A 24,755-nucleotide genomic window follows, 5' to 3' on the forward strand; every position below is an offset into this window, starting at 1 on the left:
CCGCTGAACTTGTCTACTAAACGTTTGTTGAAAAAAAGAAATTTCGCTATACTACATATAATGATAATTGAAGGAGTGCTAAAAGTGGATCAAACGTTACAGATGTTAAAAGCTTTAACGGATGCGAATGGAATTTCTGGTTTTGAAAAAGAAGCAAGAGATGTGATGACATCATACATAACGCCTTACGCGGACACAATTGAAACCGATCATCTTGGAAGCTTAATTGCGAAGAAAGTAGGAAATGAGAATGGCCCTAAAATTATGATTGCCGGTCATTTAGATGAAATTGGCTTTATGGTAACGTCGATTGATGATAAAGGGTTTATACGTTTTCAAACAATTGGTGGTTGGTGGGGGCAAGTGATGCTTGCGCAACGGGTAACCATTATGACGAAAAAAGGAAATGTAACAGGGGTTATTGGATCAAAACCACCGCATGTTTTAACGCCTGAAGCGAGAAAAAAACCTGTTGATATTAAAGACATGTTTATTGATGTAGGGGCAAGTTCAAAAGAAGAAGCAGCAGAATTCGGTGTTACACCTGGTGATGCGATTGTTCCTGTATGTGAGTTTACTGTTATGAATAATGAAAAGATGCTGATGGCTAAAGCGTGGGATAACCGAATTGGCTGTGCCATTGCCATTGATGTGTTAAAACAACTACAAAACGAACAACATCCAAATATAGTTTATGGGGTCGGTACGGTTCAAGAAGAGGTTGGATTAAGGGGAGCAAAGACAAGTGCCCACGCCATACAACCAGATATTGGCTTCGGCGTAGATGTTGGAATTGGCGCTGATACACCAGGGACAAAAGGAGAAGGGACGCTTGGTAAAGGCCCGCAAATAATTCTGTTTGATGCATCTATGATCCCTCATAAAGAGCTTCGTGATCTCGTGGTCAATACGGCAGATGAAAACAATATCCCGTATCAGTACGATTCACTAGCTGGTGGTGGAACGGATTCTGGCTCTATTCACTTGACGGCAAACGGTGTACCTGCATTATCCATTACCGTAGCAACGCGTTACATTCATACGCATGCAGGTATTCTTCATCGAGACGATTATGAAAATACGGTGAAATTACTCGTTGAAGTCATTAAAAAATTAGACGCAGACACGGTAAAACAGTTAACGTTTGGCTAAAAAGGGAGTTCTATCATGAATGTGTTTGGTAAATGGTCATTTGTTTTAACGTTCATTTCTGCGATTATGTTAAGTGTGTTTACGGTTTTCCTTGTTACAGGATTTGCGACAACGTTTCCTGCATGGGTAACAAATGCATTAGGCTCGATTGCTTTACTCGTTCTTTTTGCAGGGGTAGGATTTAGTTTGGCTTCAATTGGTAAAGGGGAAACAGGGAAGTGGAAATTAGCCCCATGGGTATTAATTGGCATAAGTGTCATTGTGTTAATGATTTTAATGAATGTTGTTTACATGAATTAATAAATCATTATTGGTACGATCGATTACGAATTAAGTCAATTCCATATAAAAAAATACTGACATGGAGCATGAATAGAAAAAAACGAAAACCACGAAAGCCGTATGTATCCATTGGATGTTGAAACATAAACCATACACTATAAGCGAGTAATACAAGCGCAACAAGTGAAAAAAACCACCGATAAAGCATAGGATCTTCCTTTCGAAGACAGACATGCTTCCATCTTATGCGCTTGTCACATTGAATAGTCGCCGCAAAAGCAATAGAAAAAGCGAGCGGAATCGCTCGCTTTTTTTAGTTCAACCCTTTACTGATTTCAGAACAGAGCTGATCTTTACTCGATTCATCGGCTTGTTGCCAATAAACTTCAAAGAGAACCCCAAGGCCAGGAAGCATTTTTTCTTCGCCGCTTTGAATGGCGTCTAAAATCGTTGCTTCAACATCTTCTTGACTTGAACCTTGGATATTAGACATAATTGCACCACGTAAATTAAATCCCATTTGACAACCTCCTAAAGTAAATGAATCATGGATAGTATGGCTTAAATGGGCTAGTAATTATGTACAAAACCAGCTATTCTTTAGTTAGAAGTGATTGGATAAAGTGAGGGCAAATGCTTGAAAACGATTGAATCAACAAAAAATGAACGAGTAAAAGCTTGGAAGAAGCTTCATACAAAAAAGGGACGAGAACAAAGCGGATTATTTTTAATTGAAGGAGAGCATCTTGTAGAAGAGGCGATCGCGGCAACTTTTGACTTGGAAGCGATTATCACGACTCGAGAGGAATGGCGTACGTCTTTTGCTGGCGATGTATTCTATGTCACTCCTGGGGTGATGAAGGAATTATCGCAAACAGAAACTGCACAAGGCGTAATGGCGGTTTGCAGAAAAAAGAAATGGAAAGAGCCTTATTCTTTAACAGGAACGTATGTATTTCTAGATCGTCTTCAAGATCCTGGGAATGTTGGTACTATCATTAGAACGGCTTTGGCGATGAATGTAACAGCGGTTGTATGTGGACATGGTACCGTTGATTTATATAATGACAAGGTCATTCGTTCTACTCAAGGAGCGCTGTTTCATCTGCCTGTTTATCATGGCGATTTACACCAGTGGGTAGATGCTTGTAAAGACGTGAATACACCAGTTATTGGGACAGCTCTGACAAATGCTAAGCCATTAAATAAAAACGTCACGTACGAATCGTTTGCTTTGCTTGTTGGAAATGAAGGTGAAGGGGTTCAACCTTCTTTGCTTGAAAAAACCACAGAGAATGTGTATATCCCGATACATGAACGGGCAGAATCGCTAAACGTTGGCATTGCAACTGGGATCTTATTGTTTTCTTTACAAAGGTAACCTTGCAAGTGACGTGTAAGTTGATTATAATAGAGGACAATTAAATACAATGAAAAGCAATGATGGAGAGTAGTACGTTTAAGACCACCTTACAGGGAGATGTTGCCATGACTGGGAGCAACATCAAGGAACGGATGAGCTGAATTCACTCTTGAGCTGTCGTCTTTAAAGGATGAATCCGGTGTTGAGCCGTTATAAGAATGAAGTCAACGTTTTACGTATGTAAACTAAGGGTGGTACCACGAGCTTTCGTCCCTTTCCATGGGGATGGAGGCTCTTTTTTTGTGTCTTGAACTATAAAGGAGGCTATACGATGCGAGATCAATTAGAGGCTTTAAAACAAGAAGCGTTAACAAAAATTGAAGGCGCGCAATCAGAAAAAGAACTACAAGAAGTGCGCGTCGCATACTTAGGAAAAAAAGGACCGATCACGGAAGTATTACGTGGGATGGGCAAATTATCGGCAGAAGAACGTCCTGTTATAGGTGCGCTAGCAAATGTTGTCCGAGACGACATTAAAACAGCGATAGATGCGAAGATGGAAACAATGGCTTCTGCGGCAATGGAAGAAAAGCTGAAGTCAGAGACCATCGATGTCACGTTACCTGGAAGAGAAGGGAAACAAGGGACTGTGCATCCGCTTAACAGTGTTGTGAAGGAGATTGAAGACATTTTCCTTGGAATGGGTTTCTCAATTGGTGAAGGACCTGAAATTGAAACGGATTATTACAATTTTGAAGCGTTGAATTTACCAAAAGAACACCCTGCTCGTGATATGCAAGATTCTTTCTATATTACGGAAGAGATGCTGTTACGCACACAGACATCACCAGTACAAGCGAGAACAATGGAAGCTCATGAAGGAAAGGGCCCTGTCAAAGTAATCGTTCCCGGAAAAGTATTCCGTCGTGATGATGATGATGCCACTCACTCCCATCAATTTATGCAAACTGAAGGATTATATGTGGATAAAGATGTACGCATGAGTGATTTAAAAGGCGTGTTAGAGTTATTCGCCAAACAATTTTTCGGACAAGATCGCGAAATTCGTCTACGTCCAAGCTTCTTTCCATTTACAGAACCGTCTGTTGAGATTGACGTTTCATGCGGTATTTGCAAAGGACAAGGATGTCGTGTATGCAAGCAATCTGGATGGATTGAAGTATTAGGTGCCGGAATGGTCCATCCACGTGTATTAGAAATGAGCGGTTTTGATCCAAACGAATATAGCGGCTTTGCATTTGGAATGGGCGTAGAACGACTAGCCATGCTTAAATATGACATTGATGACATTCGTCAGTTTTACACGAATGATGTGCGGTTTTTACAACAATTTCAAACAAAGTGAGGGGAGAGAGATAAATGTTAGTTTCATACGATTGGTTGCAGGAGTACATTGAGCTTCATGATGTCACGCCAGAAGAGATTGCTGAGAAAATGACGCGGAGTGGGATCGAAATTGATTTTATTCACGATCGGAATAAAGGCGCAAGCAACGTTGTGGTCGGGTACGTGACCACAAAAGAACAACATCCTGATGCGGACAAGCTGAATGTATGCCAAGTAGACATTGGTGAAGAGGAGCACGTGCAAATTGTATGTGGTGCGCCAAATGTTGATGCAGGTCAGTACGTTGCAGTCGCAAAAGTAGGGGCACGTTTACCAGGAGATGTGAAGATTAAGAAGGCGAAATTAAGAGGTCAGCTTTCTCAAGGGATGATTTGCTCGTTACAGGAGTTAGGAATAGAAGGGAAGCTTGTTCCGAAGCGCTATGCAGAAGGCATTTATGTTTTCCCGGAGGCAGCAGAAGTAGCGCCTGGCGACGATGTTTTATCCGCTATGGCTTTACACGATCGTGTGCTTGAACTTGATTTAACAGCGAATCGTTCAGACTGTATGCATATGATTGGCGTGGCCTATGAGTTAGCGGCATTGTACGATCGACCTGTGAAAATGCCTAAAATCAAAGTGCGCGAAATTAAAGAAACGGCGGAAGAGCATATTCGTGTACAAGTAGAAGATGCTGAAGATACACCGTATTATCAAGCTCTTGTTATTAAAAATGTAACCATTGCTCCGTCCCCAGCCTGGCTTCAAAATCGTTTGATGGCAGCGGGTATTCGTCCGATTAGCAATGTGGTCGATATTACGAACTATGTACTGCTTGAATATGGACAGCCTCTACATGCTTTTGATTTTCATGCGCTTGGAACAGGTGAAATTCACGTTCGCCGCGCAGCAGAAGGTGAAGCGTTTACGACATTAGATGGGATTGAAAGAACGTTAGCGAGCGAACAGCTTGTGATAACAAACGGGAAAGAGCCCGTTGCTTTAGCAGGAGTTATGGGAGGACTGGATTCTGAAGTAACAGATGCGACGACAACGGTTGTATTAGAAGCAGCTTCATTTTCACCTGCCCTTGTTCGAAAGTCTTCGAAACTAAGCAATGTTCGAAGTGACTCAAGTGCACGATTTGAAAAAGGAATCAATGAAGGCAGAATTGGAGAAGCAGCTAGAAGAGCCGCTTATTTAATCCAAGAACTTGCTGGTGGACAAATTCTAAGTGGCGAAGTGACTCAAGATCATCGCGATAAAAAAGAAACCACGATTTCGTTAAACTTAGAGCAAATGAACCATCGCTTAGGAACAGAATTAACCATTTCTGAAGTGGCTAGTATCATGGGTCGGCTCCAGTTACCTTGTGAAAAAGTGGACCAAGATCTTGTTGTTTCGATTCCACAGCGTCGAAAAGACCTTGTCATTAAAGAAGATTTGTATGAAGAAGTGGCGCGGATTCATGGGTACGATAACATCCCTTCAACGCTCCCACTGGGAACGACAACGCAAGGAAAGCGTTCTTGGAAGCAAGCTGTCCGTTCACAAATTCAACGTGCCCTTAGCGGTGCTGGGCTATCAGATGTAATCAGCTATTCATTAACGAGTCCGAAAAAAGCAGCTCGTTTCGTTGAGGATGGTTATGAGCCAATTCGAATCGATAAGCCGATGAGTGAAGAGCGCAGTGTAATGCGTACAAGTTTGTTGCCACATTTATTTGATATTGCAGCACATAATCGGAACCATCGCAATCAAGACCTTTTCATCTATGAATTAGGATCCGTGTTCTTAACGGAAGAAACAACCTTGACGGAAATACCTAAAGAAGAAGAACGGTTAGCAGGTTTAATAAGTGGCACGTTTCTTAACCATATGTGGCAAGCAGAGAAGAAACAAAGCGATTTCTTTTTATTAAAAGGGATGTTGGAGCAAGTGTTTGTTGAGCTCGCTTTAATGGATCGCATAGCTTTTAAGCAAACAGAGCAACAAGATTTTCATCCAGGACGTACAGCTGAAATCTTGTTTGACGGCATTGCGATTGGCGTAATTGGTCAGGTTCACCCTGCTCTACAAGCGGAGTGGGATATCGATGAAGCCTACGTGTTTGAGTTAAAACTTGAAGGACTTGTAACTTCAGCGAACCAAACGACTGTTTATCAAGGCGTACCGAAATTTCCAGCAATTGTCCGTGATATTGCACTTGTTGTTGATAAAACGATTCCAGTTGCTGACCTTACAACAGTCATTCGTTCGACTGGAGGCGATTTATTAAAGCACGTGAAGTTGTTTGACTTATACGAAGGCGAACATCTAGAAGACGGGAAAAAATCCGTTGCGTTTTCATTAACCTATCGACATAATGAACGGACATTAACAGATGAGGAAGTACAAGCACAGCACGATCAGGTACTTCAAGCGTTAACGGACACGTATCAAGCGAAACTACGCTCATAAAGACTAAAAGGAACGAGCTCTCTTGTCTTCAAGAGGGCTCGTTTTGCTTTGTCACCTATTAATGCAAGGTCAATGAGGGAAGCTTCTATTTATAAATTCAATCAATTTTTACCTAAAAAGCGAATGAGCATGGGATTGACTGGATTTAGCAGTTTCCAATTTTAGTGCGACATGGTATCATGAAGATTAGTTTCAACTAAATGCCTTAACGGTTTGGAGGTTCTCTCGTGGAAAATGATGACAATAAAACGAGGACGACAGTCCGTATTCAAGGTCAAACGTATAATGTGGTGAGTGAAGAACAAACTGCCCATGTCAAAGCGGTTGCCAAATATATAGACGGAAAAATGGATGAATTAAAAAAGAGAAATCCATATTTAGATACAACAAAATTATCCGTTTTAACAGCGTTAAACATTGCGGATGACTATTTAAAATTAAAGCGAGATATTGAAGGAGAGTAAGATGCTCAGTTTAGTGATTCTTGTATTGTTGCTTTTTGGCTTCTTTATAGGGAGACGTAGAGGATTTATTCTGCAGTTAATCCATTTAGTGAGCTTTTTTGTAGCAATTTTTATTGCGTGGCGTTATTATGAGCCATTAGCGAATACCATTCGATTATATATTCCCTATCCGGATTTTTCGAGCGACGGTACAATTGGGATGATTATTCAATCATTTGATGCAGAAAGTGTTTATTATTCTGCCATTGCGTTTGCGATCCTATTTTTCGTTACCAAAATTATCTTGCATATTATAGGTTCGATGTTAGACTTCGTTTCGCATTTACCAATCTTAAAAACCGTCAATCGGCTATTAGGTGGCGTATTAGGATTTCTAGAAATTTACCTTTTACTATTTATTTTGCTATTCGTCGCAACCGTAGTACCAGTTGAAGGTGTTCAAAGCGCACTTCAATCGTCTGTTGTTGCAGGAATGATGATTGAACATACACCTTATTTATCAGATTGGTTAAGTGAATTATGGGTAAGGCCTTCATTTTAATGACAGCTCGCGCATAGCGAGCTTTTTTTTGTAAAGGAGCGACAAATAAATGGATAAGAAACAAGTTATTAAAGCGCTTGAAGACATTGCGCTTTATCTTGAAATTAAAGGAGAAAACGCCTTTAAAATATCAGCGTATCGCAAAGCGGCTCAAGCACTCGAAAAAGATGAACGTCCCCTTCAAGAAATGGAGAAGCCGCAGGATCTACCGGGAATTGGAAAAGCGACAGCAGAAGTCATTAAAGAACTTAAGGAAACGGGTCAATCGACTGTTCTTGTTGAATTACAAGAAAGTTTGCCTGCCACTTTAGTAGAGTTAATGCATGTTCCTGGTCTCGGAGGGAAAAAAGTAGGTCGCTTATATCGCGAGCTAGGAATTGAAGACAAAGATGGACTGCTTCAAGCTGCCCAAGCAAATAAAATTCAGGCGTTAGAAGGTTTTGGTGCTAAATCAGAAGAAAAAATCATTCAAGTAATTGAAACGTGGAGTGTGCGGCCAGAGCGACTTCCACTAGCGGCTGTTTTACCGATTGCAGCGAACATTGAAGCGCAGTTAAACGATTGTACAGGGATTATCCGCTACGGCCGAGCAGGTAGCTTAAGACGTTTAAGAGAAACTGTCAAAGATTTAGATTATATTATCGCTACAGATGAGCCTGCAGTTGTTAAACAACAGCTGCTCGAATTAACTGGCGTGACAGATGTTATCTCTAAAGGGGATACGAAAATTTCGCTCGATATAAAAATAGCGCACCATACAATTTCCGTTGATTTTCGGCTAGTAGAGGATGATGCTTTTGCGACGGCCTTGCACCATTTTACAGGCTCAAAAGATCATAATGTTCGAATGAGACAGTTAGCAAAACAACAAGGGGAGAAGATTAATGAGTATGGTGTAGAAGTGTTGGAGTCAGGTGACCTTTTAACGTTCAAAGATGAAACGTCCTTTTTTAAACATTTTGGTCTTGGCTACATTCCTCCAGAAGCAAGAGAAGACGGAACGGAAATCGACCTTGACCCTCAAGCATTTTCTTATGAAATGAAGTCGGACCTCCATATGCATACAACGTGGAGTGATGGCGCACAATCGATTGAAGAAATGGTTGAGGCTGCAGGAGAAAGAGGCTATCATTATATAGCGATTACGGATCACTCGCAGTTTTTAAAAGTAGCCAATGGACTTACAATCGAACGTTTAAACCAACAGCATCAAGCTATTCGTCAATTGAATAAAGAAAACAAGCATGTGCATGTGTTTACCGGTGTTGAGATGGACATTTTACCTGATGGTCGTTTGGACTATCCGGATGATGTCATAGCATCCGTTGATTTCGTTATTGCGTCCATTCATTCATCGTTTTCACAAAGCGAGGAGCAAATCATGGCTCGATTAAAAGCAGCTATGTTCCATCCGGCAGTTGATTTAGTTGCCCATCCTACAGGGCGTCTTATTGGAAAGCGAGAGGGATATAGCGTTGATGTCGAGCAGCTCATCCAGTGGTCAAAAGAAACGGGTACCGCACTTGAGTTAAATGCTAACCCAAATCGACTTGATTTAGAAGTGAAGTGGTTGAAACGAGCGGCGGAAGTAGGAATACCGATTTCCATAAATTCAGATGCCCATCGGATTACAATGCTTGATGATGTGAAATATGGATACGGACAAGCAGCGAAAGCGCGTTTAAACCAAAATCAGATCATAAATACTTGGTCAAAAGAGAAACTATCCGCATGGTTAACTATGAAAAAGCAAGATAGGAGGCTTTCATCATGGAGCACGTTCTCCGAGTACTAGAATATGGCAAGATGAAGTCACAGCTAATGACGTTTGTGGCATCGAGCCTTGGAAAGCAACAAGTACAGGCGCTAAAGCCATCGATAAATATGGAAGACGTTCAACTTATGCAAAATGAGACTGGTGAAATGAGTACAGTCATTCGCCTTAAAGGTCACATTCCTTTAGGGGGAATTAGTGATATAAAACCGCATGTAAAGCGAGCTGCAATTGGCGGAGTTCTTTCTGCTAGTGAGCTAACTGAAATAGCTGGAACGCTATACGGGAGTAAGCAACTAAACTATTTCTTCGAGGAAATTGAGGAAGAAGGGCACATCGAGATCCCGCTTCTTCAAGAGTTGATTCAAGAGCTAGAGCCTCTATCTCCACTTGAAAAAGAAATTAAACAATGTATTGATGACTACGGTGCGGTTTTAGATCAGGCTAGTCAATCATTGCGTACAATTCGTCATCAGATCCGAAGCTTTGAATCAACAATTAAATCAAAATTAGAATCCATAACCCGTGCAAGCGGGACGAGAAAAATGTTGTCGGATGCAATTGTGACGATTCGTGGTGACCGTTACGTGGTTCCTGTAAAGCAAGAATATCGTGGTAGCTTTGGTGGGATTGTTCACGATCAATCGTCGTCAGGAGCGACATTGTTTATAGAACCATCTTCTATCGTGACGCTAAATAACCAGTTAACGGAAGCAAAAGCGAAAGAGAAAAGAGAGATTGAGCGAATTTTAACAGCCCTGTCTGCCCAGGTAGCAGAAGAAGCAGATCAATTGCTAACGAATGTAGAGATTGTAGCAAAAATAGACTTTATTGCAGCAAAAGGATATTACGCGAAATCAATGAAAGCCGTCCAGCCGAAGTTAAATGACCAAGGTGTAATTGATTTGAGGCAAGCACGCCATCCATTATTACCTGCTGATGAAGTGGTACCAAGTGATATCGCAATGGGCAACGAGGTTCGTTCACTTGTTATTACTGGACCAAATACCGGAGGGAAAACAGTCACGTTAAAGACAATTGGCTTGCTTACCTTAATGGGTCAGTCTGGTCTGCATGTTCCTGCGAATGAAGAAACGGAGCTTGCGGTGTTTGAACATGTATTTGCAGATATCGGAGATGAGCAATCGATTGAACAGAGCTTAAGTACCTTTTCATCTCATATGAAAAATATCGTTTCAATCCTTGAAGATATGAATGCTCAAAGCCTTGTATTATTTGACGAGCTTGGAGCAGGGACCGACCCAACCGAAGGGGCTGCCCTCGCCATTTCGATTCTCGATCATGTGTACAAAAAAGGAGCGTTAGCAGCGGCCACCACCCACTATAGTGAGTTAAAAGGGTATGCATTTAACCGTGAAGGGGCTATTAATGCAAGTGTGGAATTCGATGTGGAAACGTTAAGACCAACATACCGCCTGCTTGTTGGTGTACCTGGACGAAGCAACGCATTTGCGATTTCAAGGCGATTGGGTTTAGCGGAAGGTATTATTGATGAGGCGAAATTACAAATTGATAGTGATTCTACCCAAGTCGAAAATATGATCTCTTCTCTTGAAGATAGCCGGAAATTGTCGGAGCGAGAGTGGAGCGAAGCATCGAAAATCCGTTCTGAAGCAGAGCGTTTGCGATCGGATCTAGAGAAAAAACTTGAAGAATTTGAAGCCATGAAAGAAAAAGTAATGGAAGAAGCAGAAGCAAAGGCGGCAAAGGCAGTTGCAGATGCTCAAGAAGAAGCAGAAGTAATTATATCCGAATTAAGGGATATGCAAAAAGAAGGATACCGTGTGAAAGAGCATCAGCTCATTGATGCCCGAAAACAGCTATCAGAAGCAACGCCAAAGCTGAATAAAAAACAAAAGCAAGTGAAAAAAGCGGCAGAAAAAGCTAAAAAAACCCCGCAAGCTGGTGACGAGGTAAAAGTCATTAGTTTTAACCAAAAAGGGACAGTGCTTAAAAAAATTAATGAAACGGATTATCAAGTTCAGCTAGGTATCATGAAAATGACGGTTGCGCTAGATGACATGCACGTACTTGATCAACCGAAAGCACAAGAACCTCAGAAAACCATTACAACCATCCGCGGCAACGACGCACATGTGAAATCAGAATTGGATTTACGAGGTGTCCGTTATGATGAAGCGATGAATAAAATTGAAAAATACATTGATGATGCTTTGCTTGCTGGTTATCACCAAGTCTCAATCATTCACGGAAAAGGTACGGGTGCTTTACGTAAAGGAGTTAAACAGCTTGTCGCAAATCACCCTCGAATTAAATCATCTAGAGATGGTGGCATGAATGAAGGCGGGATCGGCAATACGGTAGTGGAATTAAAATAGGGGGCTCGTGTAAATGGAACGCTTATTGTCAAATGAATGGATCTTGACGATTGCAAACTACAGTGTAACCATTTTAATGCTGATCGTTTTTTTAGCCATTTTCGAAACGGTGACAAAGTACAATAACTGGGAAGAAATAAAAAAAGGCAATGTTGCAGTAGCAATGGCAACAGGAGGGAAGATGTTTGGTGTCGCCAACATCTTCGCGACTGCCATTCAGCAGTCAGAATCCCTTATTACGATGCTTTTATGGGGTGGTTTTGGCTTCACGCTTTTACTGTTTAGCTATTTTATATTTGAATTCTTGACACCGGGATTTAATGTCGATGAGGAAATCGGAAACGATAATCGTGCAGTTGGTTTGTTGTCACTTCTGCTTTCGGTCGGGTTGTCATTCGTTATTGCAGCGGGAATAAAACAATAGGGGTTTGTTTATGAAACTTTTAATTCGAATACTATATATTTGTTGCGGCATTTTTGCGCTTGCTGGGATCATTTTTTTACTCATATATGCTTAAGAAAAAGAGACGGGTTTTCCCCGTCTCTTTTTTATAGGTACGTTCAAGTTGATTGATGGTTTATGAGTAGATTCATGCAGTTTTTAATTGATCATGGTTCCATATTTTTAAGAGTTGCACTAAAAAAAGAGACGTTTTGAAGAAAAGTGAAATTTTTTAGAAAAAATAAGAAAAAACATTTGGAAACTGTAAGCGATTACAATACAATGGAAGGGAGGAGAATGCATTTCTATTGTGAGGAGCCTGATCAAGGAGGAGAACGATGGAGACTGTTGAAAAAAGATGGACGAAGCACTATCCAACGAGTGTGAAAGAATCAATCAATTATGATGAGCATCCATTGCAATATTTTTTCACTGAATCTGCCAAAAAGTATCCTGAACATGAGGCTGTTCATTTTCTAGGTAAGTCAATGACATATGAAGATTTGCATAATCAAGCATTAAGATTTGCAAATCAACTTGTGAAACTGGGGGTGAAAAAGGGCGATCGTGTGGCTGTCATGTTGCCAAATTCGCCGCAATCAATCATAAGCTACTATGGCATTTTAATGGCAGGTGGTATTGTTGTTCAAGTGAACCCATTGTATGTGGAAAGAGAGCTACAGCATCAACTTTCCGACTCTGGGGCTAAACTTATTCTTTGTTTGAATTCCGTTCTTCCCCGTGTGCAAAAAGTAATGGATCAAACGCCCGTTGAGCTCGTAATTGTAACAGGTATACCTGACTACTTACCATTTCCTAAAGGGCTATTGTTTCCGCTTGTTCAAAAAAAGCAAGGGATTCCAAAAGTGAAGGTTGAGTATTCTGAACGGATATTAAGCTTTACTAAGCTGATTAAAGAAGGCAAGGCAGAAGATCCCAACGTTGCTGTTTCGAGTTCTGACCTTGCGTTGCTTCAATACACAGGTGGTACAACAGGATTAGCGAAAGGTGTCATGCTTACACACTATAATCTAGTTGTGAATGCACAGCAATGCGATGCATGGCTTTATAAAGCCGAGCCTGGAAAAGAGAGAGTGCTCGGGGTGATGCCGTTTTTCCATGTATACGGAATGACGACGGTGATGAACGTTGCGGTGATGAAAAGTCAAACGATGGTTCTATTACCTCGGTTTAACCCTAAAGACGTGCTAAAGACGATTGAAAAGCAAAAAGTAACCCTCTTTCCAGGTGCGCCAACTATGTACATTGCTTTGTGCAAACAAGACGATATCGGCGAGTATGATTTAACGTCTGTTAATGCCTGTATTAGTGGGGCCGCAGCGCTTCCGCAAGAAGTCCAGCAGAAATTCGAAAAACTAACAAATGGCCGAATTGTTGAAGGATATGGTTTGACAGAAACCTCTCCTGTTGCATGTGCAAACCCAATTTGGGATAAGCGGAAACCAGGGAGTGTCGGCATTCCTTGGCCAGACACAGAAATTATGATTTATTCTGCAGAGAAAGATGGCCCGGCGGAAACAGGGGACATTGGTGAAGTATTTATAAAAGGCCCTCAAGTCATGACTGGGTATTGGAATCGACCAGAAGATACGAGTCAGACATTCCATGGAGACTGGTTTAAAAGTGGCGACATGGGCAAAATGGATGAAGATGGCTATGTGTATATAGTAGACCGTAAGAAAGAACTAATTATTGCCAGTGGTTATAATATTTATCCACGGGAAATTGAAGAAGTATTATACGAGCATGAAGAGGTTGTTCAAGCGGCGGTTGTCGGTGTTCCAGATGAATACCGAGGCGAAACAGTTAAAGCGTTTGTTGTGTTAAAAGAAGGATCAACAATGACAGAAGCAGATTTAAAAGCCTATTGTGCGAAGCGGATGGCAGCATTTAAGCTACCGAAGCTCTATGAATTTCGAAGTGAACTGCCCGCTACATTAACAGGTAAAATATTAAAGAGAGTATTATTAGATGAAGAACGAACAAAGGAAGACTCGCAGAAAAAAAAGCAAGCCTAGAGAAAATGGTTTCTTTGCTCAGCGAGTGGCGAGCAAGGAAACCTTTTCTTAGATCATTTGACAATAGAGCTCTCATTTATTATAATCAAATTATGAATGAATATTCATTCATGTTTGTTGCAGGGAGAGATTGTATTGAGTAAACGTAAAGGTCAAAAATTTGATCAAATCATTGATGCTGCTGTTCTCGTCATAGCGAAGCATGGGTTTCATCAAGCGCAAGTTTCTAAAATTGCAAAAGAAGCCGGAGTAGCAGATGGAACGATCTATTTATACTTCAAGAATAAAGAAGACATTTTGATTTCTTTATTTGATGAAAAAATGGGCGCTTTTGTGGAGACAAGCAAGCTCAAAATTGAAAAAGAAAAAACAATTGAAGACAAGCTGAAGGTTTTAATTTCGTCTCATTTCTCTCAACTAGAAAAAGATTATCATCTAGCTGTTGTGACCCAGCTGGAATTAAGGCAGTCAAAAGTAGAATTGAGACAAAGAATAAATCAAGTTTTAAAAGGATATCTTCTCTTAATAGACGAAATAGTACAAGAAGGGAAAGAGCACGGCACGTTTTATGTCGACTTAGATCCTTTATTGGCGAGACAAATGATCTTCGGCACACTTGATGAGGTTGTATCAAATTGGGTGATGTCTGAAGGGAAGTTCTCGCTTAAAAAACAAACACATACAGTCCAAAAAATGCTCTTACACGGGTTAACTGGACGCTAGGAGAGGAGTTGAAAAGAATGGAGAATGTTGCGTGGAAGGTTGAGGATGGTGTTGCGGTTGTAACGTTGACCCGTCCTCCTGCCAACGCACTGTCACGAGCAGTGATGGCAGAATTAGACGAGATTTTTGAAAACGTATACAAAGATGAAGAGATTAAGGTAGTTGTGTTAAACGGAGAGGGAAGGTTCTTCGCGGCAGGCGCAGATATTAAAGAATTTACAGACGTTAAAGACGATCAAGAATTTGCTCAACTCGGTCGAACCGGGCAAGAAACGTTTTCAAAAATTGAAAACGCACCAAAGCCTGTTATTGCAGCTATTCACGGCGCAGCGCTAGGTGGAGGACTTGAACTAGCCCTAGCTTGCCACATCCGTCTAACAGCGAAGGGAACTAAGCTAGGCCTGCCAGAATTAAACCTTGGCTTAATTCCTGGTTTTGGAGGGACGCAGCGCTTGCCGAAATTAATTGGGAAAGCAAAAGCGACTGAACTTATGCTAACGAGTGAACCTATTGGCGCAGAAGAAGCGTATCTTCTCGGTCTTGTAAATCACGTCGTACCAGAAGAAGAACTTTTTTCACATGCCATGTCCCTCGCTAGAGTCATTGCAACGAAAAGCCCTTTAACGGTTGAAAAAACATTATCCCTTGTACATGAAAGTGATAATGAGTTAACCGTAGGCTTAGAAAAAGAGCGGGATGCGTTTGCGGAAGTATTTAAGCGCGAGGACCGTAAAGAAGGCGTTCAAGCGTTTTTGGAAAAAAGAAAACCTGTTTTTAACGGGAACTAATAGAGGAGGTTCAAGCATGAATATTTATGTTATTTTAAAACGCACATTTGACACAGAGGAGAAAATTTCAATTTCAAATGGTCGAGTACAGGAAGATGGAGCTGAATTTATCATTAATCCTTATGATGAATATGCAGTTGAAGAAGCGCTTGTACTTCGTGATGAGCACGGTGGCGAAGTAACGGTTGTGACAGTCGGAGAAGAAGACGCTGAAAAGCAGTTACGTACGGCATTGGCGATGGGTGCTGACAAAGCAGTTTTATTAGATCGTGAAGATGTAGAAGAAAGCGATCCATTTACGACGGCATCTTTGCTACACGCTTACTTTAAAGATCAAGAATTTGACATTATTCTTGCAGGAAACGTTGCGGTTGATGGTGGGTCCGGTCAAGTTGGACCACGTTTGGCTGAACTATTAGATATTGCTCAAGTAACGACTATTACTGATCTTTCAATTGACGGGCAAACAGCGACAATCGTACGTGATGTTGAAGGGGACGAAGAAAAGCTTGAGGCGCAACTCCCTCTTCTTGTAACAGCACAGCAAGGGTTAAATGAGCCTCGTTATCCATCGCTTCCAGGGATTATGAAAGCAAAGAAAAAACCACTTGAAACGCTCGATCTTGATGATCTAGATGTAGATGAAGATGATGTTGAAGCAAAAACAACGGTGAGCGAAGTGTACTTGCCACCTGAAAAACAAGCCGGCAAAAAATTAGAAGGTGAACCAAACGAGCAAGTGAAAGAACTCGTTTCATTATTACGATCTGAAGCAAAAGTGATATAAGGAGGGCACACGACATGAGTAAAAAAACACTTGTCATTGCAGAAGCAAAAAATGGGGAATTACGAAATGTTTCTTTTGAATCGATTGGCGCAGCAAAACAACTTGCTGACGGTGGCGAAGTTGTAGCAGTTTTAGCTGGAGATGCGATTAAAGACCTAGCAAAAGAATTATTTGCATATGGAGCGGATCGCGTCATTGCAGTTGAAAACGGTGACTTAAAACATTACACGACAGATGGATACAAGCAAGCACTGCTCCAAGTGTTTGACAAAGAAAGTCCAGATGCGGTTGTACTAGGTCATACGTCAATTGGTAAAGATATTTCTCCACGTCTAGCAGTAAAGATGGATGCGGCGCTTTTCTCTGACGTTGTTGGCATCGAGGATGGTCAATTTACAAGACCGATTTATTCCGGAAAAGCGTTCGAGAAACGTACAACGGAAAATGAAAAATTGATTGTAACGATTCGTCCAAACAATATAGCCGCTCCAGAAAAAACTGAAGGCAGCACAGGTGAGGTTGAGACCCTTTCTGTCGATATTAAAGATTTACGAACGATTGTAAAAGATGTTGTGAAAAAAGCAACTGGTGGAGTCGATTTATCTGAAGCCAATGTCATTGTTGCTGGCGGTAGAGGCGTTAAAAGTGAAGATGGCTTTAAACCTCTTGAAGAATTAGCCGAGCTTCTTGGTGGCGCAATTGGTGCCTCTCGTGGTGCATGTGACGCGGAATATTGTGATTATTCGCTTCAAATCGGGCAAACGGGGAAAGTCGTAACGCCAGATCTGTATTTTGCGATTGGTTTGTCTGGAGCTATCCAGCATTTAGCCGGAATGTCAAATTCAAAAGTCATCGTTGCGATTAATAAAGATCCTGAAGCACCAATTTTTGATGTTGCGGATTACGGCATAGTTGGCGATTTATTTGAAATTGTGCCGCTTCTGACAGAAGAATTACGCAACGTACTCGTTACAAACTAATCATAAAGTCACTTGCGTGAGCAAGTGACTTTTCTTTTTAATCTTTATCGTTTATCATAAATCAACAGTGGGCACTCTAATTAACGAGCATATTGTTTTCTTGCTTTAAACTGGAGTGTTATACTTTAAGTACGTTTTTATGGAAAGGGGATTTTAAAATGGCAATTGTAAATGCAACTGATCAAAATTTCGCAGATGAAACAAAAGACGGAGTCGTTCTTGTAGACTTTTGGGCACCTTGGTGTGGACCTTGTAAAATGATTGCACCTGTTTTAGAAGAGTTAGATGGAGATCTTGGCGATTCAGCAAAGATTGTAAAAGTCGACGTTGATGAAAACCAAGAAACAGCTGGCAAATTCGGCGTCATGAGCATTCCAACATTACTTGTTCTTAAAGACGGTGAAGTAGTCGATAAAGCAGTAGGCTTCCAACCAAAAGAAGCACTAGCTGAACTTCTTAACAAACAAATGTAAAACGATCCGCCTTCTTTTAAAGGGAGGCGGTTTTTTTACACGTAGGGGGATTGTTTATGACGGATACCATTCAAAATAAACTTCCGCTTCTTCCTGATAAACCCGGTTGCTACTTAATGAAAGATAGGCAAGGCACAATTATTTATGTAGGAAAAGCGAAAGTGTTAAAAAATCGCGTTCGCTCATACTTTACCGGAAGTCATGATACGAAAACACAGCGTTTGGTTTCAGAAATTCATGATTTTGAATACATTGTCACCTCTACTAATATTGAAGCGTTAATCCTTGAGCTGACGTTAATAAAAAAGCACGATCCTAAGTATAATGTTTTGCTGAAAGACGATAAAAGCTTTCCATACATTAAAATCACGAATGAAACACACCCACGCCTTGTCATTACGCGACAAGTAAAAAAAGATGGTGGAAAGTATTTCGGTCCTTATCCGAATGCTGGAGCCGCTTCAGAAACGAAAAAGTTGTTAGATCGGCTTTACCCACTAAGAAAATGCCGGAAAATGCCTGATTCCGTTTGTTTGTACTACCATATCGGTCAATGCCTCGCGCCTTGTGTATATGAAGTGACAGATAAACAAAACCAAGAAATGATTCAAGAAATTACGCGGTTTCTAAAATATGGTCATACGGAAATTAAAGAAAGTTTACAAACGAAGATGACGGAAGCGGCGGAAAAGCTTGATTTTGAACGCGCCCAAGAACTGAGAGATACGCTTATTCACATGGACAAGGTCATGGAGAAACAAAAAATGTCGTTCACCGATCAATCAGACCGGGATGTATTTGGCTTTACCTATGATAAAGGCTGGATGTGCGTACAAGTATTCTTTGTTCGTCAAGGGCGATTAATTGAGCGAGATGTTTCGTTATTTCCGATTTATCAAGAGGCAACCGAAGAGCTACTCACGTTCATTGCCCAATTTTATTTGGAAAAAAATCACGTCAAGCCTAAAGAAGTGTTTGTGTCTGAGACTGTAGATGCTGACTTACTTACAGAGCTTTTAGAGATCAAAGTAACACAGCCAAAAAGAGGGCAAAAAAAATCTTTGCTTGATTTAGCGGAAGAAAATGCTGCGATTGCGCTGAAGGAAAAATTTTCGTTAATTGAGCGTGATGAGGAACGGACGATTAAAGCCGTTGAACGTTTAGGAACGGCGATGAATATCCATCCACCTTATCGAATTGAGGCGTTTGATAATTCAAATATTCAAGGAGTTGATCCGGTTTCTGCGATGGTCACGTTCATCGATGGAAAGCCAGCACGTAAGCACTACCGCAAATATAAAATAAAAACGGTAGAAGGTCCAGATGACTACGGATCGATGCGAGAAGTCGTCCGTAGACGCTATCTTCGCTTGTTAAAAGAAGAGGCTCCATTACCAGATCTCGTCGTCATTGATGGAGGGAGTGGGCAAATTTCTGCTGCAAAAGAAGTACTGGAAGACGAGCTTGGGCTAACCATTCCTGTTTGCGGATTGGCGAAAGATGCGAAGCACAAAACGTCACAACTATTAATGGGGAATCCTCCTGAAATTGTGCCCTTAAAGCGAGACAGTCTTGAATTTTACTTGCTACAACGTATTCAAGACGAAGTCCATCGATTTGCAATTACGTTTCACAGGCAAACACGATCAAAAAGTTTCTTTCAATCGCAGTTGGACGATATACCTGGAGTCGGTGAAAAGCGTAAGCGAACGCTTTTAAAAGCATTTGGTTCAGTAAAAAAAATGCGTGAAGCGGACATGGCGCAATTGGAAGCATATGTGCCAAAATCAATCGCAAAACTAGTATATGAAAAACTGCAGTCTGAATCATAAACTGCAGTTTTTTTAATTTACACCGCTAACGTATCTTTATGGTCGAAATGAACCGTGAAGCGAACTGTCTTCCCTTTTTTCACAAAAGTAGCTGCCGTAGCAATGGCAAAATGGGTTTCAAGGGTTTCTGCTAGAAAACCTGCTTCTAGTTGATAAGAACGCTCATCATTCTTCGTCATCCAGTCTCCGCTTAAATCAAAATGCCATTCATTTTTTTTCTGTTTGGAAAGATGCAATTCTCCCCAATAAACTTGTTCAAAAAACGTATGTAATTCTTCTACTTTTTCTAATTTGTATTTACGCGCTAACGATTTTCCTACCCAGTATAATAGTTGATCATGCTCTTTGCCGAGAACGAGCTGCAGCACATCATTTCGAATTAAGTCGTAGCCTACAAAATCATTGGTTGATTCACTCATAACAGCACCTCTTTGTTTCAAAAATTGCTCCTTCTATAGTACATTTCTTTGCCTCGTTTGTCAGCCTTTTTAAAAATCCAATTCGATTGAAGATTCAAAACCCTTTTAAATCAATAAGAATTGAATCCGTTTTCTTGACTCGAAAATGCCCTCGGAGTAAAATGAAAGTGTTCTGTTTGTTTCATAGTTTTATTGATTTTGTGAAAATAGGCGCGAAATGAAGTAGGAGGTACTGCTATACGAAAGAGATAGAAATTTTCATTCATTTCTAAAAGGGGTAAGAAACTGGAAAACATTTGTGGAGGGAAACGTGTATGCCGAGTAATTTAGAGTATTTTAATCGTAGACTGCATTCGTTATTAGGAGTTATTCCTATTGGTATTTTCTTAATTCAGCATTTTGTGATCAATCATTTTGCAACTAGAGGTCCTGAGGCGTTTAACCAAGCGGCGCACTTTATGGAAAGTTTGCCATTTCGTTATGCGCTTGAGATTTTCGTTATCTTTTTGCCAATTATGTTCCACGCAGTTTATGGTATTTACATTGCGTTTAAAGGAAAGAGCAACACAAGCCGTTACGGATTTTTTAGAAACTGGATGTTTTTACTTCAACGTATATCAGGTGTCTTTTTAGTCATTTTTATTGCTTGGCATGTGTGGGATACAAGAGTTCAAGCAATGCTTGGTCAAGAAGTGAATTACGAAATGATGGCAGATATCTTACAAAATAACTGGATGTTTGCATTTTATATAGCTGGTATCGTTGCAGCGACATTCCATTTTGCGAATGGATTATGGTCGTTTGCCGTATCTTGGGGAATTACAGTAACGCCGAAATCACAAAAAATCATGACATACGTATCAATCGCAGTATTTATCGCACTTACATATGTAGGCGTCGCTGCGGCTCTAGCATTTGTGTAAAAAAGACATGCAACGTGTAGGGAGTGGACTTAATGAGTAAAGGTAGAATAGCTGTAGTGGGCGGCGGTCTAGCCGGATTAATGGCCGCAATAAAAGTAGCTGAAAAAGGGGTTCCAGTTGATCTGTTTTCAATTGTACCTGTAAAACGTTCGCACTCCGTTTGTGCGCAAGGTGGAATTAACGGAGCTGTAAATACAAAGGGGGAAGGCGATTCACCAGCCTTACATTTTGATGACACGGTATACGGAGGCGATTTCTTAGCAAACCAACCTCCTGTAAAAGCAATGGCTGACGCCGCGCCGTCGATTATTCACTTAATGGACCGTATGGGCGTTATGTTCAACCGTACCCCAGAAGGATTACTAGATTTCCGTCGTTTTGGTGGGACGCAACATCACAGAACGGCATTCGCAGGTGCGACAACGGGCCAACAGTTGTTATATGCATTGGATGAGCAAGTTCGTCGTTACGAAGTGCAAGGTCTTGTTACGAAGTACGAAGGTTGGGAATTTTTATCTGCCATTGTTGATGATGGCATTTGTCGTGGACTAACTGCACAAGAATTAAATTCAGCAGAAATTCGAAGCTTCCCAGCGGATGCTGTCATTATGGCAACTGGTGGACCGGGAATTATTTTCGGAAAATCAACAAATTCCATGATTAACACTGGCTATGCAGCTGCAAAGCTTTATGAGCAAGGTGTCGCGTACGCTAATGGTGAGTTTATTCAAATTCACCCAACGGCGATTCCAGGGGATGATAAATTACGTCTCATGAGTGAATCGGCTCGTGGTGAAGGTGGACGAGTTTGGACATATAAAGACGGCAAGCCTTGGTATTTCTTAGAAGAAAAATATCCAGCGTACGGAAACCTCGTACCTCGTGATATTGCAACACGAGAAATTTTCCATGTATGTGTAGACGAAGGTTTAGGCATTAACGGAGAAAACATGGTCTACCTTGATTTGTCTCATAAAGATCCAAAGGAACTTGACATTAAGCTCGGTGGGATCATTGAAATTTATGAGAAATTCATGGGTGATGATCCTCGTAAAGTACCAATGAAAATTTTCCCTGCTGTTCACTATTCGATGGGTGGCATGTGGGTTGATTACGATCAAATGACAAATATTCCTGGATTGTTTGCTGCAGGTGAGTGTGATTATTCACAGCACGGCGCGAATCGATTAGGTGCAAACTCGTTGCTATCGGCGATTTATGGCGGAATGGTTGCTGGACCGAAAGCACTTGATTATATTAACGGCTTAGAGCACGCTGCGGAAGACTTATCTTCTTCAATGTTTGAAAGAGAAGTGAAAAAAGAGCAAGATAAATTCGATTCGATTCTTCGAATGGATGGGAAAGAAAATGCATACGTTCTTCACAAAGAGCTTGGCGAGTGGATGACAGACAACGTTACGGTTGTTCGTTACAATGACAAGCTATTAAAAACAGATGAAAAAATCCAAGAGCTTATGGAACGTTTCAAAAACATCAACATTAACGATACTTCTCGTTGGTCCAATCAAGGAGCATCGTTTACTAGACAACTTGAAGGCATGTTAAATCTAGCGCGTGTCATTACAATTGGTGCCTACAATCGTAATGAAAGCCGTGGCGCTCATTATAAACCAGACTTCCCAGAGCGTAACGATGAAGAGTTCTTGAAAACAACAAAAGCTTGGTACAATCCAACAACTGGAGCTCCTGACTTTGAGTTTGAAGACGTCGATACTTCATTGATTAAACCTCGTAAGCGTGATTACACTCAAAAAAGTAAAGGAGCTGGAGCGAAATGAGTGAAATGATTACGATCATTATCTCAAGACAAGATGGTCCGGATGGCGGAGCATACGAAGAAGAGTTTAAACTTCCTTATCGTCCTAACTTGAACGTTATTTCTTGCTTAATGGAAATCCGTAGAAACCCTGTAAACGCTAAAGGGGAACATACAACGCCTGTTGCGTGGGATATGAACTGTCTTGAAGAAGTATGTGGTGCTTGTTCGATGGTTATTAACGGCAAGCCACAGCAATCATGTACAGCGTTAATCGACAAACTGGAGCAGCCGATTCGATTAGAGCCAATGCGTACGTTCCCGATCGTTCGTGACTTAATGGTTGATCGCAGCCGTATGTTTGACTCGTTAAAAAAAGTGAAGGCTTGGATTCCAGTAGATGGAACGTACGATTTAGGTCCTGGACCGAGAATGCCTGAAAAACGTCGGCAGTGGGCTTATGAATTGTCTAAATGTATGACATGTGGTGTATGTTTAGAGGCTTGTCCGAACGTAAATTCAAAATCCGAATTTATCGGACCGGCTGCGCTGTCTCAAGTTCGACTTTTCAATGCTCATCCAACTGGTGAAATGAACAAAGAAGAACGTCTTGAAGCTTTAATGGATGAAGGTGGTCTTTTGAACTGCGGGAACTCACAAAACTGTGTGCAGTCTTGTCCGAAAGGAATTCCACTAACAACTTCTATCGCTTCTCTAAATCGCGCAACAGCGCTTCAATCATTCAAAAACTTCTTCGGTAGTTTCTAAAAATTAGAGAGAAGGGCTGTCTTTCTTAGACAGCCTTTTTTTTATAAAAGGAGAGACCTCAATGCGTTTACCAGACTATATAGAAAATCTAGAAAGTTGGAAAAAAGAATTTTCTTATTTTACCGATATCCGTGTTCGTTTTTCGGAAACGGATGCATTTGGTCACGTCAATAATACAGTAGCGTTTGTTTATTTTGAGCAAGCTAGGCTAGAATTTTTTGAAAGTAAAGGGTTAATGGAAGAATGGATGAAAGGTCAAGGCTTAATCATTGTAACAGCAGATTTACATTGTGATTATGTAGCACAAATTAAATACGGTGACACTGTTCAATTAGGTGTGAAAATTCATCGAATGGGCTCGTCATCAATGGATGTACATTATGTCGGATTAGTGAACGGCAAACCGGCATTGTTTGGCCGCGGTTCTCTCGTTCAAATTGATGCATATTCAGGAAAAGCGTCTCCATTCCAAACAACGTTTAAAGAAAAAATCCACGCATAAAAAAAGCCCTTTGCAGGCTTTTTTTATATTTGAATTTCCCCAAGTCGAATAAGCTCAATAACTGCTTGAGAGCGCCCCTTAACTCCCAATTTCTGCATTGTGTTCGAAATGTGGTTACGAACAGTCTTTTCACTGATAAAAAGATGATTAGCTATTTCTTTTGTCGTCTGATCTTGGACAAGTAGTTCGAATACTTCGCGTTCCCTCTTTGTAAGCAAGGGTTTAGGTCCGAAGTCTGCTCCTTTCAATATGTTCACTCCTTCATGCCGGGCTAAGAGATGGTTGTCATCACCAGAAAGGCTTTAGTCAAAACAGTATATGTATAAAGATTGGAAGGTGTGAGCCTTCATGTAAAAACTTATCGATAAGATTGTTAGATGAAGCTTTTGAGCAATTTATGTCGTAATTAGTCAAAATACAAAGAAACGAGGATTCTTTTGTGTTGAAAGGGGAAAAAGGGCATGCTATAATGACGATGTTTTAATCGAAGGTCTAAACAACAGTAATGTTTAGTTTTTTTTATGAAACATCTTGTTATTTATTGATCATTCGGGGTAAG

25 protein-coding genes are annotated in these 24,755 nt (G+C 40.9%); 21 read left to right on the plus strand and 4 right to left on the minus strand.

What is annotated here, in order from left to right:
* Positions 1-75 precede the first annotated feature (75 nt).
* A complete protein-coding gene (locus ACE1TH_RS02190) occupies positions 76-1,152 on the plus strand; it encodes a M42 family metallopeptidase (protein ID WP_375078787.1) in 1,077 nt (358 codons plus the stop codon).
* A gap of 15 nt (positions 1,153-1,167) precedes the next feature.
* Positions 1,168-1,452 carry a hypothetical protein gene (locus tag ACE1TH_RS02195; RefSeq protein WP_375078299.1) on the plus strand — a complete coding sequence of 95 codons (285 nt, stop codon included), beginning with the start codon at positions 1,168-1,170 and terminating at the stop codon, positions 1,450-1,452.
* 7 nt (positions 1,453-1,459) lie between these two features.
* Here the strand turns inward: ACE1TH_RS02195 and ACE1TH_RS02200 are convergent, their stop codons facing one another.
* Together ACE1TH_RS02200 and sspI are read right to left on the minus strand one after the other, a co-directional pair.
* Complete coding sequence (locus ACE1TH_RS02200; protein ID WP_099301449.1) at positions 1,460-1,642, minus strand: hypothetical protein; 183 nt, start codon at positions 1,640-1,642, stop codon at positions 1,460-1,462.
* A gap of 105 nt (positions 1,643-1,747) precedes the next feature.
* Entirely contained in the window at positions 1,748-1,954 is a 207-nt protein-coding gene (gene sspI, locus ACE1TH_RS02205) for a small acid-soluble spore protein SspI (protein WP_099301448.1), read from the minus strand.
* Positions 1,955-2,071: 117 nt separating this feature from the next.
* On the opposite strand from sspI, the gene ACE1TH_RS02210 reads away from it, so the two are divergent.
* From ACE1TH_RS02210 to uvrC, 15 genes are all read left to right on the plus strand, one after another.
* Positions 2,072-2,815, plus strand: coding sequence for a TrmH family RNA methyltransferase (locus tag ACE1TH_RS02210; protein WP_375078300.1), 744 nt, complete (start codon positions 2,072-2,074; stop codon positions 2,813-2,815).
* Between the two features lie 313 nt (positions 2,816-3,128).
* Positions 3,129-4,163: a phenylalanine--tRNA ligase subunit alpha gene (pheS, locus tag ACE1TH_RS02215; RefSeq protein WP_099301446.1), complete on the plus strand. Its 1,035-nt coding sequence runs from the start codon at positions 3,129-3,131 to the stop codon at positions 4,161-4,163.
* A 14-nt stretch (positions 4,164-4,177) separates the two neighbouring features.
* The gene (gene pheT, locus ACE1TH_RS02220; protein ID WP_375078301.1) at positions 4,178-6,604 is read left to right on the plus strand and encodes a phenylalanine--tRNA ligase subunit beta; all 2,427 of its coding nucleotides are present in this window, start codon (positions 4,178-4,180) and stop codon (positions 6,602-6,604) included.
* 227 nt (positions 6,605-6,831) lie between these two features.
* On the plus strand, positions 6,832-7,068 hold the full coding sequence (zapA, locus tag ACE1TH_RS02225; protein WP_099301444.1) for a cell division protein ZapA: 237 nt from the start codon (positions 6,832-6,834) through the stop codon (positions 7,066-7,068).
* A gap of 1 nt (position 7,069) precedes the next feature.
* On the plus strand, positions 7,070-7,609 hold the full coding sequence (locus tag ACE1TH_RS02230) for a CvpA family protein (protein WP_255223588.1): 540 nt from the start codon (positions 7,070-7,072) through the stop codon (positions 7,607-7,609).
* A gap of 49 nt (positions 7,610-7,658) precedes the next feature.
* Complete coding sequence (gene polX / locus ACE1TH_RS02235) at positions 7,659-9,404, plus strand: DNA polymerase/3'-5' exonuclease PolX (RefSeq protein WP_375078302.1); 1,746 nt, start codon at positions 7,659-7,661, stop codon at positions 9,402-9,404.
* Positions 9,380-11,743: an endonuclease MutS2 gene (locus ACE1TH_RS02240; protein ID WP_375078303.1), complete on the plus strand. Its 2,364-nt coding sequence runs from the start codon at positions 9,380-9,382 to the stop codon at positions 11,741-11,743. The genes polX and ACE1TH_RS02240 overlap by 25 nt, the downstream gene beginning before the upstream one ends.
* Positions 11,744-11,756: 13 nt before the next feature.
* On the plus strand, positions 11,757-12,167 hold the full coding sequence (locus ACE1TH_RS02245) for a DUF350 domain-containing protein (RefSeq protein WP_099301440.1): 411 nt from the start codon (positions 11,757-11,759) through the stop codon (positions 12,165-12,167).
* A 356-nt stretch (positions 12,168-12,523) separates the two neighbouring features.
* Entirely contained in the window at positions 12,524-14,224 is a 1,701-nt protein-coding gene (locus tag ACE1TH_RS02250; RefSeq protein ID WP_375078304.1) for a long-chain-fatty-acid--CoA ligase, read from the plus strand.
* A 96-nt stretch (positions 14,225-14,320) separates the two neighbouring features.
* Entirely contained in the window at positions 14,321-14,947 is a 627-nt protein-coding gene (locus ACE1TH_RS02255; protein ID WP_099301438.1) for a fatty acid metabolism transcriptional regulator FadR, read from the plus strand.
* 17 nt (positions 14,948-14,964) lie between these two features.
* Positions 14,965-15,735, plus strand: a complete 771-nt coding sequence (locus ACE1TH_RS02260) for an enoyl-CoA hydratase (RefSeq protein ID WP_099301437.1) — start codon at positions 14,965-14,967, stop codon at positions 15,733-15,735.
* Positions 15,736-15,751: 16 nt separating this feature from the next.
* The gene (locus ACE1TH_RS02265) at positions 15,752-16,522 is read left to right on the plus strand and encodes an electron transfer flavoprotein subunit beta/FixA family protein (protein ID WP_099301436.1); all 771 of its coding nucleotides are present in this window, start codon (positions 15,752-15,754) and stop codon (positions 16,520-16,522) included.
* Positions 16,523-16,536: 14 nt separating this feature from the next.
* Entirely contained in the window at positions 16,537-17,502 is a 966-nt protein-coding gene (locus ACE1TH_RS02270) for an electron transfer flavoprotein subunit alpha/FixB family protein (RefSeq protein WP_099301435.1), read from the plus strand.
* Between the two features lie 158 nt (positions 17,503-17,660).
* Positions 17,661-17,975, plus strand: coding sequence for a thioredoxin (trxA, locus tag ACE1TH_RS02275; protein ID WP_099301434.1), 315 nt, complete (start codon positions 17,661-17,663; stop codon positions 17,973-17,975).
* A gap of 56 nt (positions 17,976-18,031) precedes the next feature.
* Positions 18,032-19,807 carry an excinuclease ABC subunit UvrC gene (uvrC, locus tag ACE1TH_RS02280; RefSeq protein WP_375078305.1) on the plus strand — a complete coding sequence of 592 codons (1,776 nt, stop codon included), beginning with the start codon at positions 18,032-18,034 and terminating at the stop codon, positions 19,805-19,807.
* Positions 19,808-19,824: 17 nt separating this feature from the next.
* On the opposite strand, the gene ACE1TH_RS02285 is transcribed toward uvrC, so the two are convergent.
* Positions 19,825-20,247, minus strand: coding sequence for a DUF2507 domain-containing protein (locus ACE1TH_RS02285; protein WP_255301131.1), 423 nt, complete (start codon positions 20,245-20,247; stop codon positions 19,825-19,827).
* Between the two features lie 293 nt (positions 20,248-20,540).
* Between ACE1TH_RS02285 and ACE1TH_RS02290 the strand changes: the two genes are divergently transcribed.
* The 4 genes from ACE1TH_RS02290 to ACE1TH_RS02305 all read left to right on the plus strand — a co-directional run bounded on the left by ACE1TH_RS02290 (position 20,541) and on the right by ACE1TH_RS02305 (position 24,196).
* Positions 20,541-21,149 (plus strand): succinate dehydrogenase cytochrome b558 subunit, encoded by a 609-nt coding sequence (locus ACE1TH_RS02290; protein WP_099301432.1) that lies wholly within the window; start codon positions 20,541-20,543, stop codon positions 21,147-21,149.
* 32 nt (positions 21,150-21,181) lie between these two features.
* A complete protein-coding gene (sdhA, locus tag ACE1TH_RS02295; RefSeq protein WP_099301431.1) occupies positions 21,182-22,948 on the plus strand; it encodes a succinate dehydrogenase flavoprotein subunit in 1,767 nt (588 codons plus the stop codon).
* Complete coding sequence (sdhB, locus tag ACE1TH_RS02300) at positions 22,945-23,694, plus strand: succinate dehydrogenase iron-sulfur subunit (RefSeq protein WP_099301430.1); 750 nt, start codon at positions 22,945-22,947, stop codon at positions 23,692-23,694. The genes sdhA and sdhB overlap by 4 nt, the downstream gene beginning before the upstream one ends.
* A gap of 61 nt (positions 23,695-23,755) precedes the next feature.
* A complete protein-coding gene (locus tag ACE1TH_RS02305) occupies positions 23,756-24,196 on the plus strand; it encodes an acyl-CoA thioesterase (protein WP_255223581.1) in 441 nt (146 codons plus the stop codon).
* A gap of 23 nt (positions 24,197-24,219) precedes the next feature.
* Here the strand turns inward: ACE1TH_RS02305 and ACE1TH_RS02310 are convergent, their stop codons facing one another.
* Positions 24,220-24,444, minus strand: a complete 225-nt coding sequence (locus ACE1TH_RS02310) for a helix-turn-helix domain-containing protein (RefSeq protein ID WP_035398135.1) — start codon at positions 24,442-24,444, stop codon at positions 24,220-24,222.
* Positions 24,445-24,755: the final 311 nt, after the last annotated feature.

Source organism: Shouchella sp. JSM 1781072, from assembly GCF_041949915.1.
GTDB lineage: Bacteria > Bacillota > Bacilli > Bacillales > Bacillaceae_D > Shouchella.

Coding starts and splice junctions, on each gene's coding strand:
- ACE1TH_RS02195 (WP_375078299.1), top strand. CDS start 1,168: ATGAATGTGTTTGGTAAATGGTCATTTGTTTTAACGTTCATTTCTGCG.
- ACE1TH_RS02200 (WP_099301449.1), bottom strand. CDS start 1,642: ATGCTTTATCGGTGGTTTTTTTCACTTGTTGCGCTTGTATTACTCGCT.
- sspI (WP_099301448.1), bottom strand. CDS start 1,954: ATGGGATTTAATTTACGTGGTGCAATTATGTCTAATATCCAAGGTTCA.
- pheS (WP_099301446.1), top strand. CDS start 3,129: ATGCGAGATCAATTAGAGGCTTTAAAACAAGAAGCGTTAACAAAAATT.
- pheT (WP_375078301.1), top strand. CDS start 4,178: ATGTTAGTTTCATACGATTGGTTGCAGGAGTACATTGAGCTTCATGAT.
- ACE1TH_RS02230 (WP_255223588.1), top strand. CDS start 7,070: ATGCTCAGTTTAGTGATTCTTGTATTGTTGCTTTTTGGCTTCTTTATA.
- polX (WP_375078302.1), top strand. CDS start 7,659: ATGGATAAGAAACAAGTTATTAAAGCGCTTGAAGACATTGCGCTTTAT.
- ACE1TH_RS02240 (WP_375078303.1), top strand. CDS start 9,380: ATGGAGCACGTTCTCCGAGTACTAGAATATGGCAAGATGAAGTCACAG.
- ACE1TH_RS02245 (WP_099301440.1), top strand. CDS start 11,757: ATGGAACGCTTATTGTCAAATGAATGGATCTTGACGATTGCAAACTAC.
- ACE1TH_RS02250 (WP_375078304.1), top strand. CDS start 12,524: ATGGAGACTGTTGAAAAAAGATGGACGAAGCACTATCCAACGAGTGTG.
- ACE1TH_RS02255 (WP_099301438.1), top strand. CDS start 14,321: ATGAATATTCATTCATGTTTGTTGCAGGGAGAGATTGTATTGAGTAAA.
- ACE1TH_RS02260 (WP_099301437.1), top strand. CDS start 14,965: ATGGAGAATGTTGCGTGGAAGGTTGAGGATGGTGTTGCGGTTGTAACG.
- ACE1TH_RS02265 (WP_099301436.1), top strand. CDS start 15,752: ATGAATATTTATGTTATTTTAAAACGCACATTTGACACAGAGGAGAAA.
- ACE1TH_RS02270 (WP_099301435.1), top strand. CDS start 16,537: ATGAGTAAAAAAACACTTGTCATTGCAGAAGCAAAAAATGGGGAATTA.
- trxA (WP_099301434.1), top strand. CDS start 17,661: ATGGCAATTGTAAATGCAACTGATCAAAATTTCGCAGATGAAACAAAA.
- uvrC (WP_375078305.1), top strand. CDS start 18,032: ATGACGGATACCATTCAAAATAAACTTCCGCTTCTTCCTGATAAACCC.
- ACE1TH_RS02290 (WP_099301432.1), top strand. CDS start 20,541: ATGCCGAGTAATTTAGAGTATTTTAATCGTAGACTGCATTCGTTATTA.
- sdhA (WP_099301431.1), top strand. CDS start 21,182: ATGAGTAAAGGTAGAATAGCTGTAGTGGGCGGCGGTCTAGCCGGATTA.
- sdhB (WP_099301430.1), top strand. CDS start 22,945: ATGAGTGAAATGATTACGATCATTATCTCAAGACAAGATGGTCCGGAT.
- ACE1TH_RS02305 (WP_255223581.1), top strand. CDS start 23,756: ATGCGTTTACCAGACTATATAGAAAATCTAGAAAGTTGGAAAAAAGAA.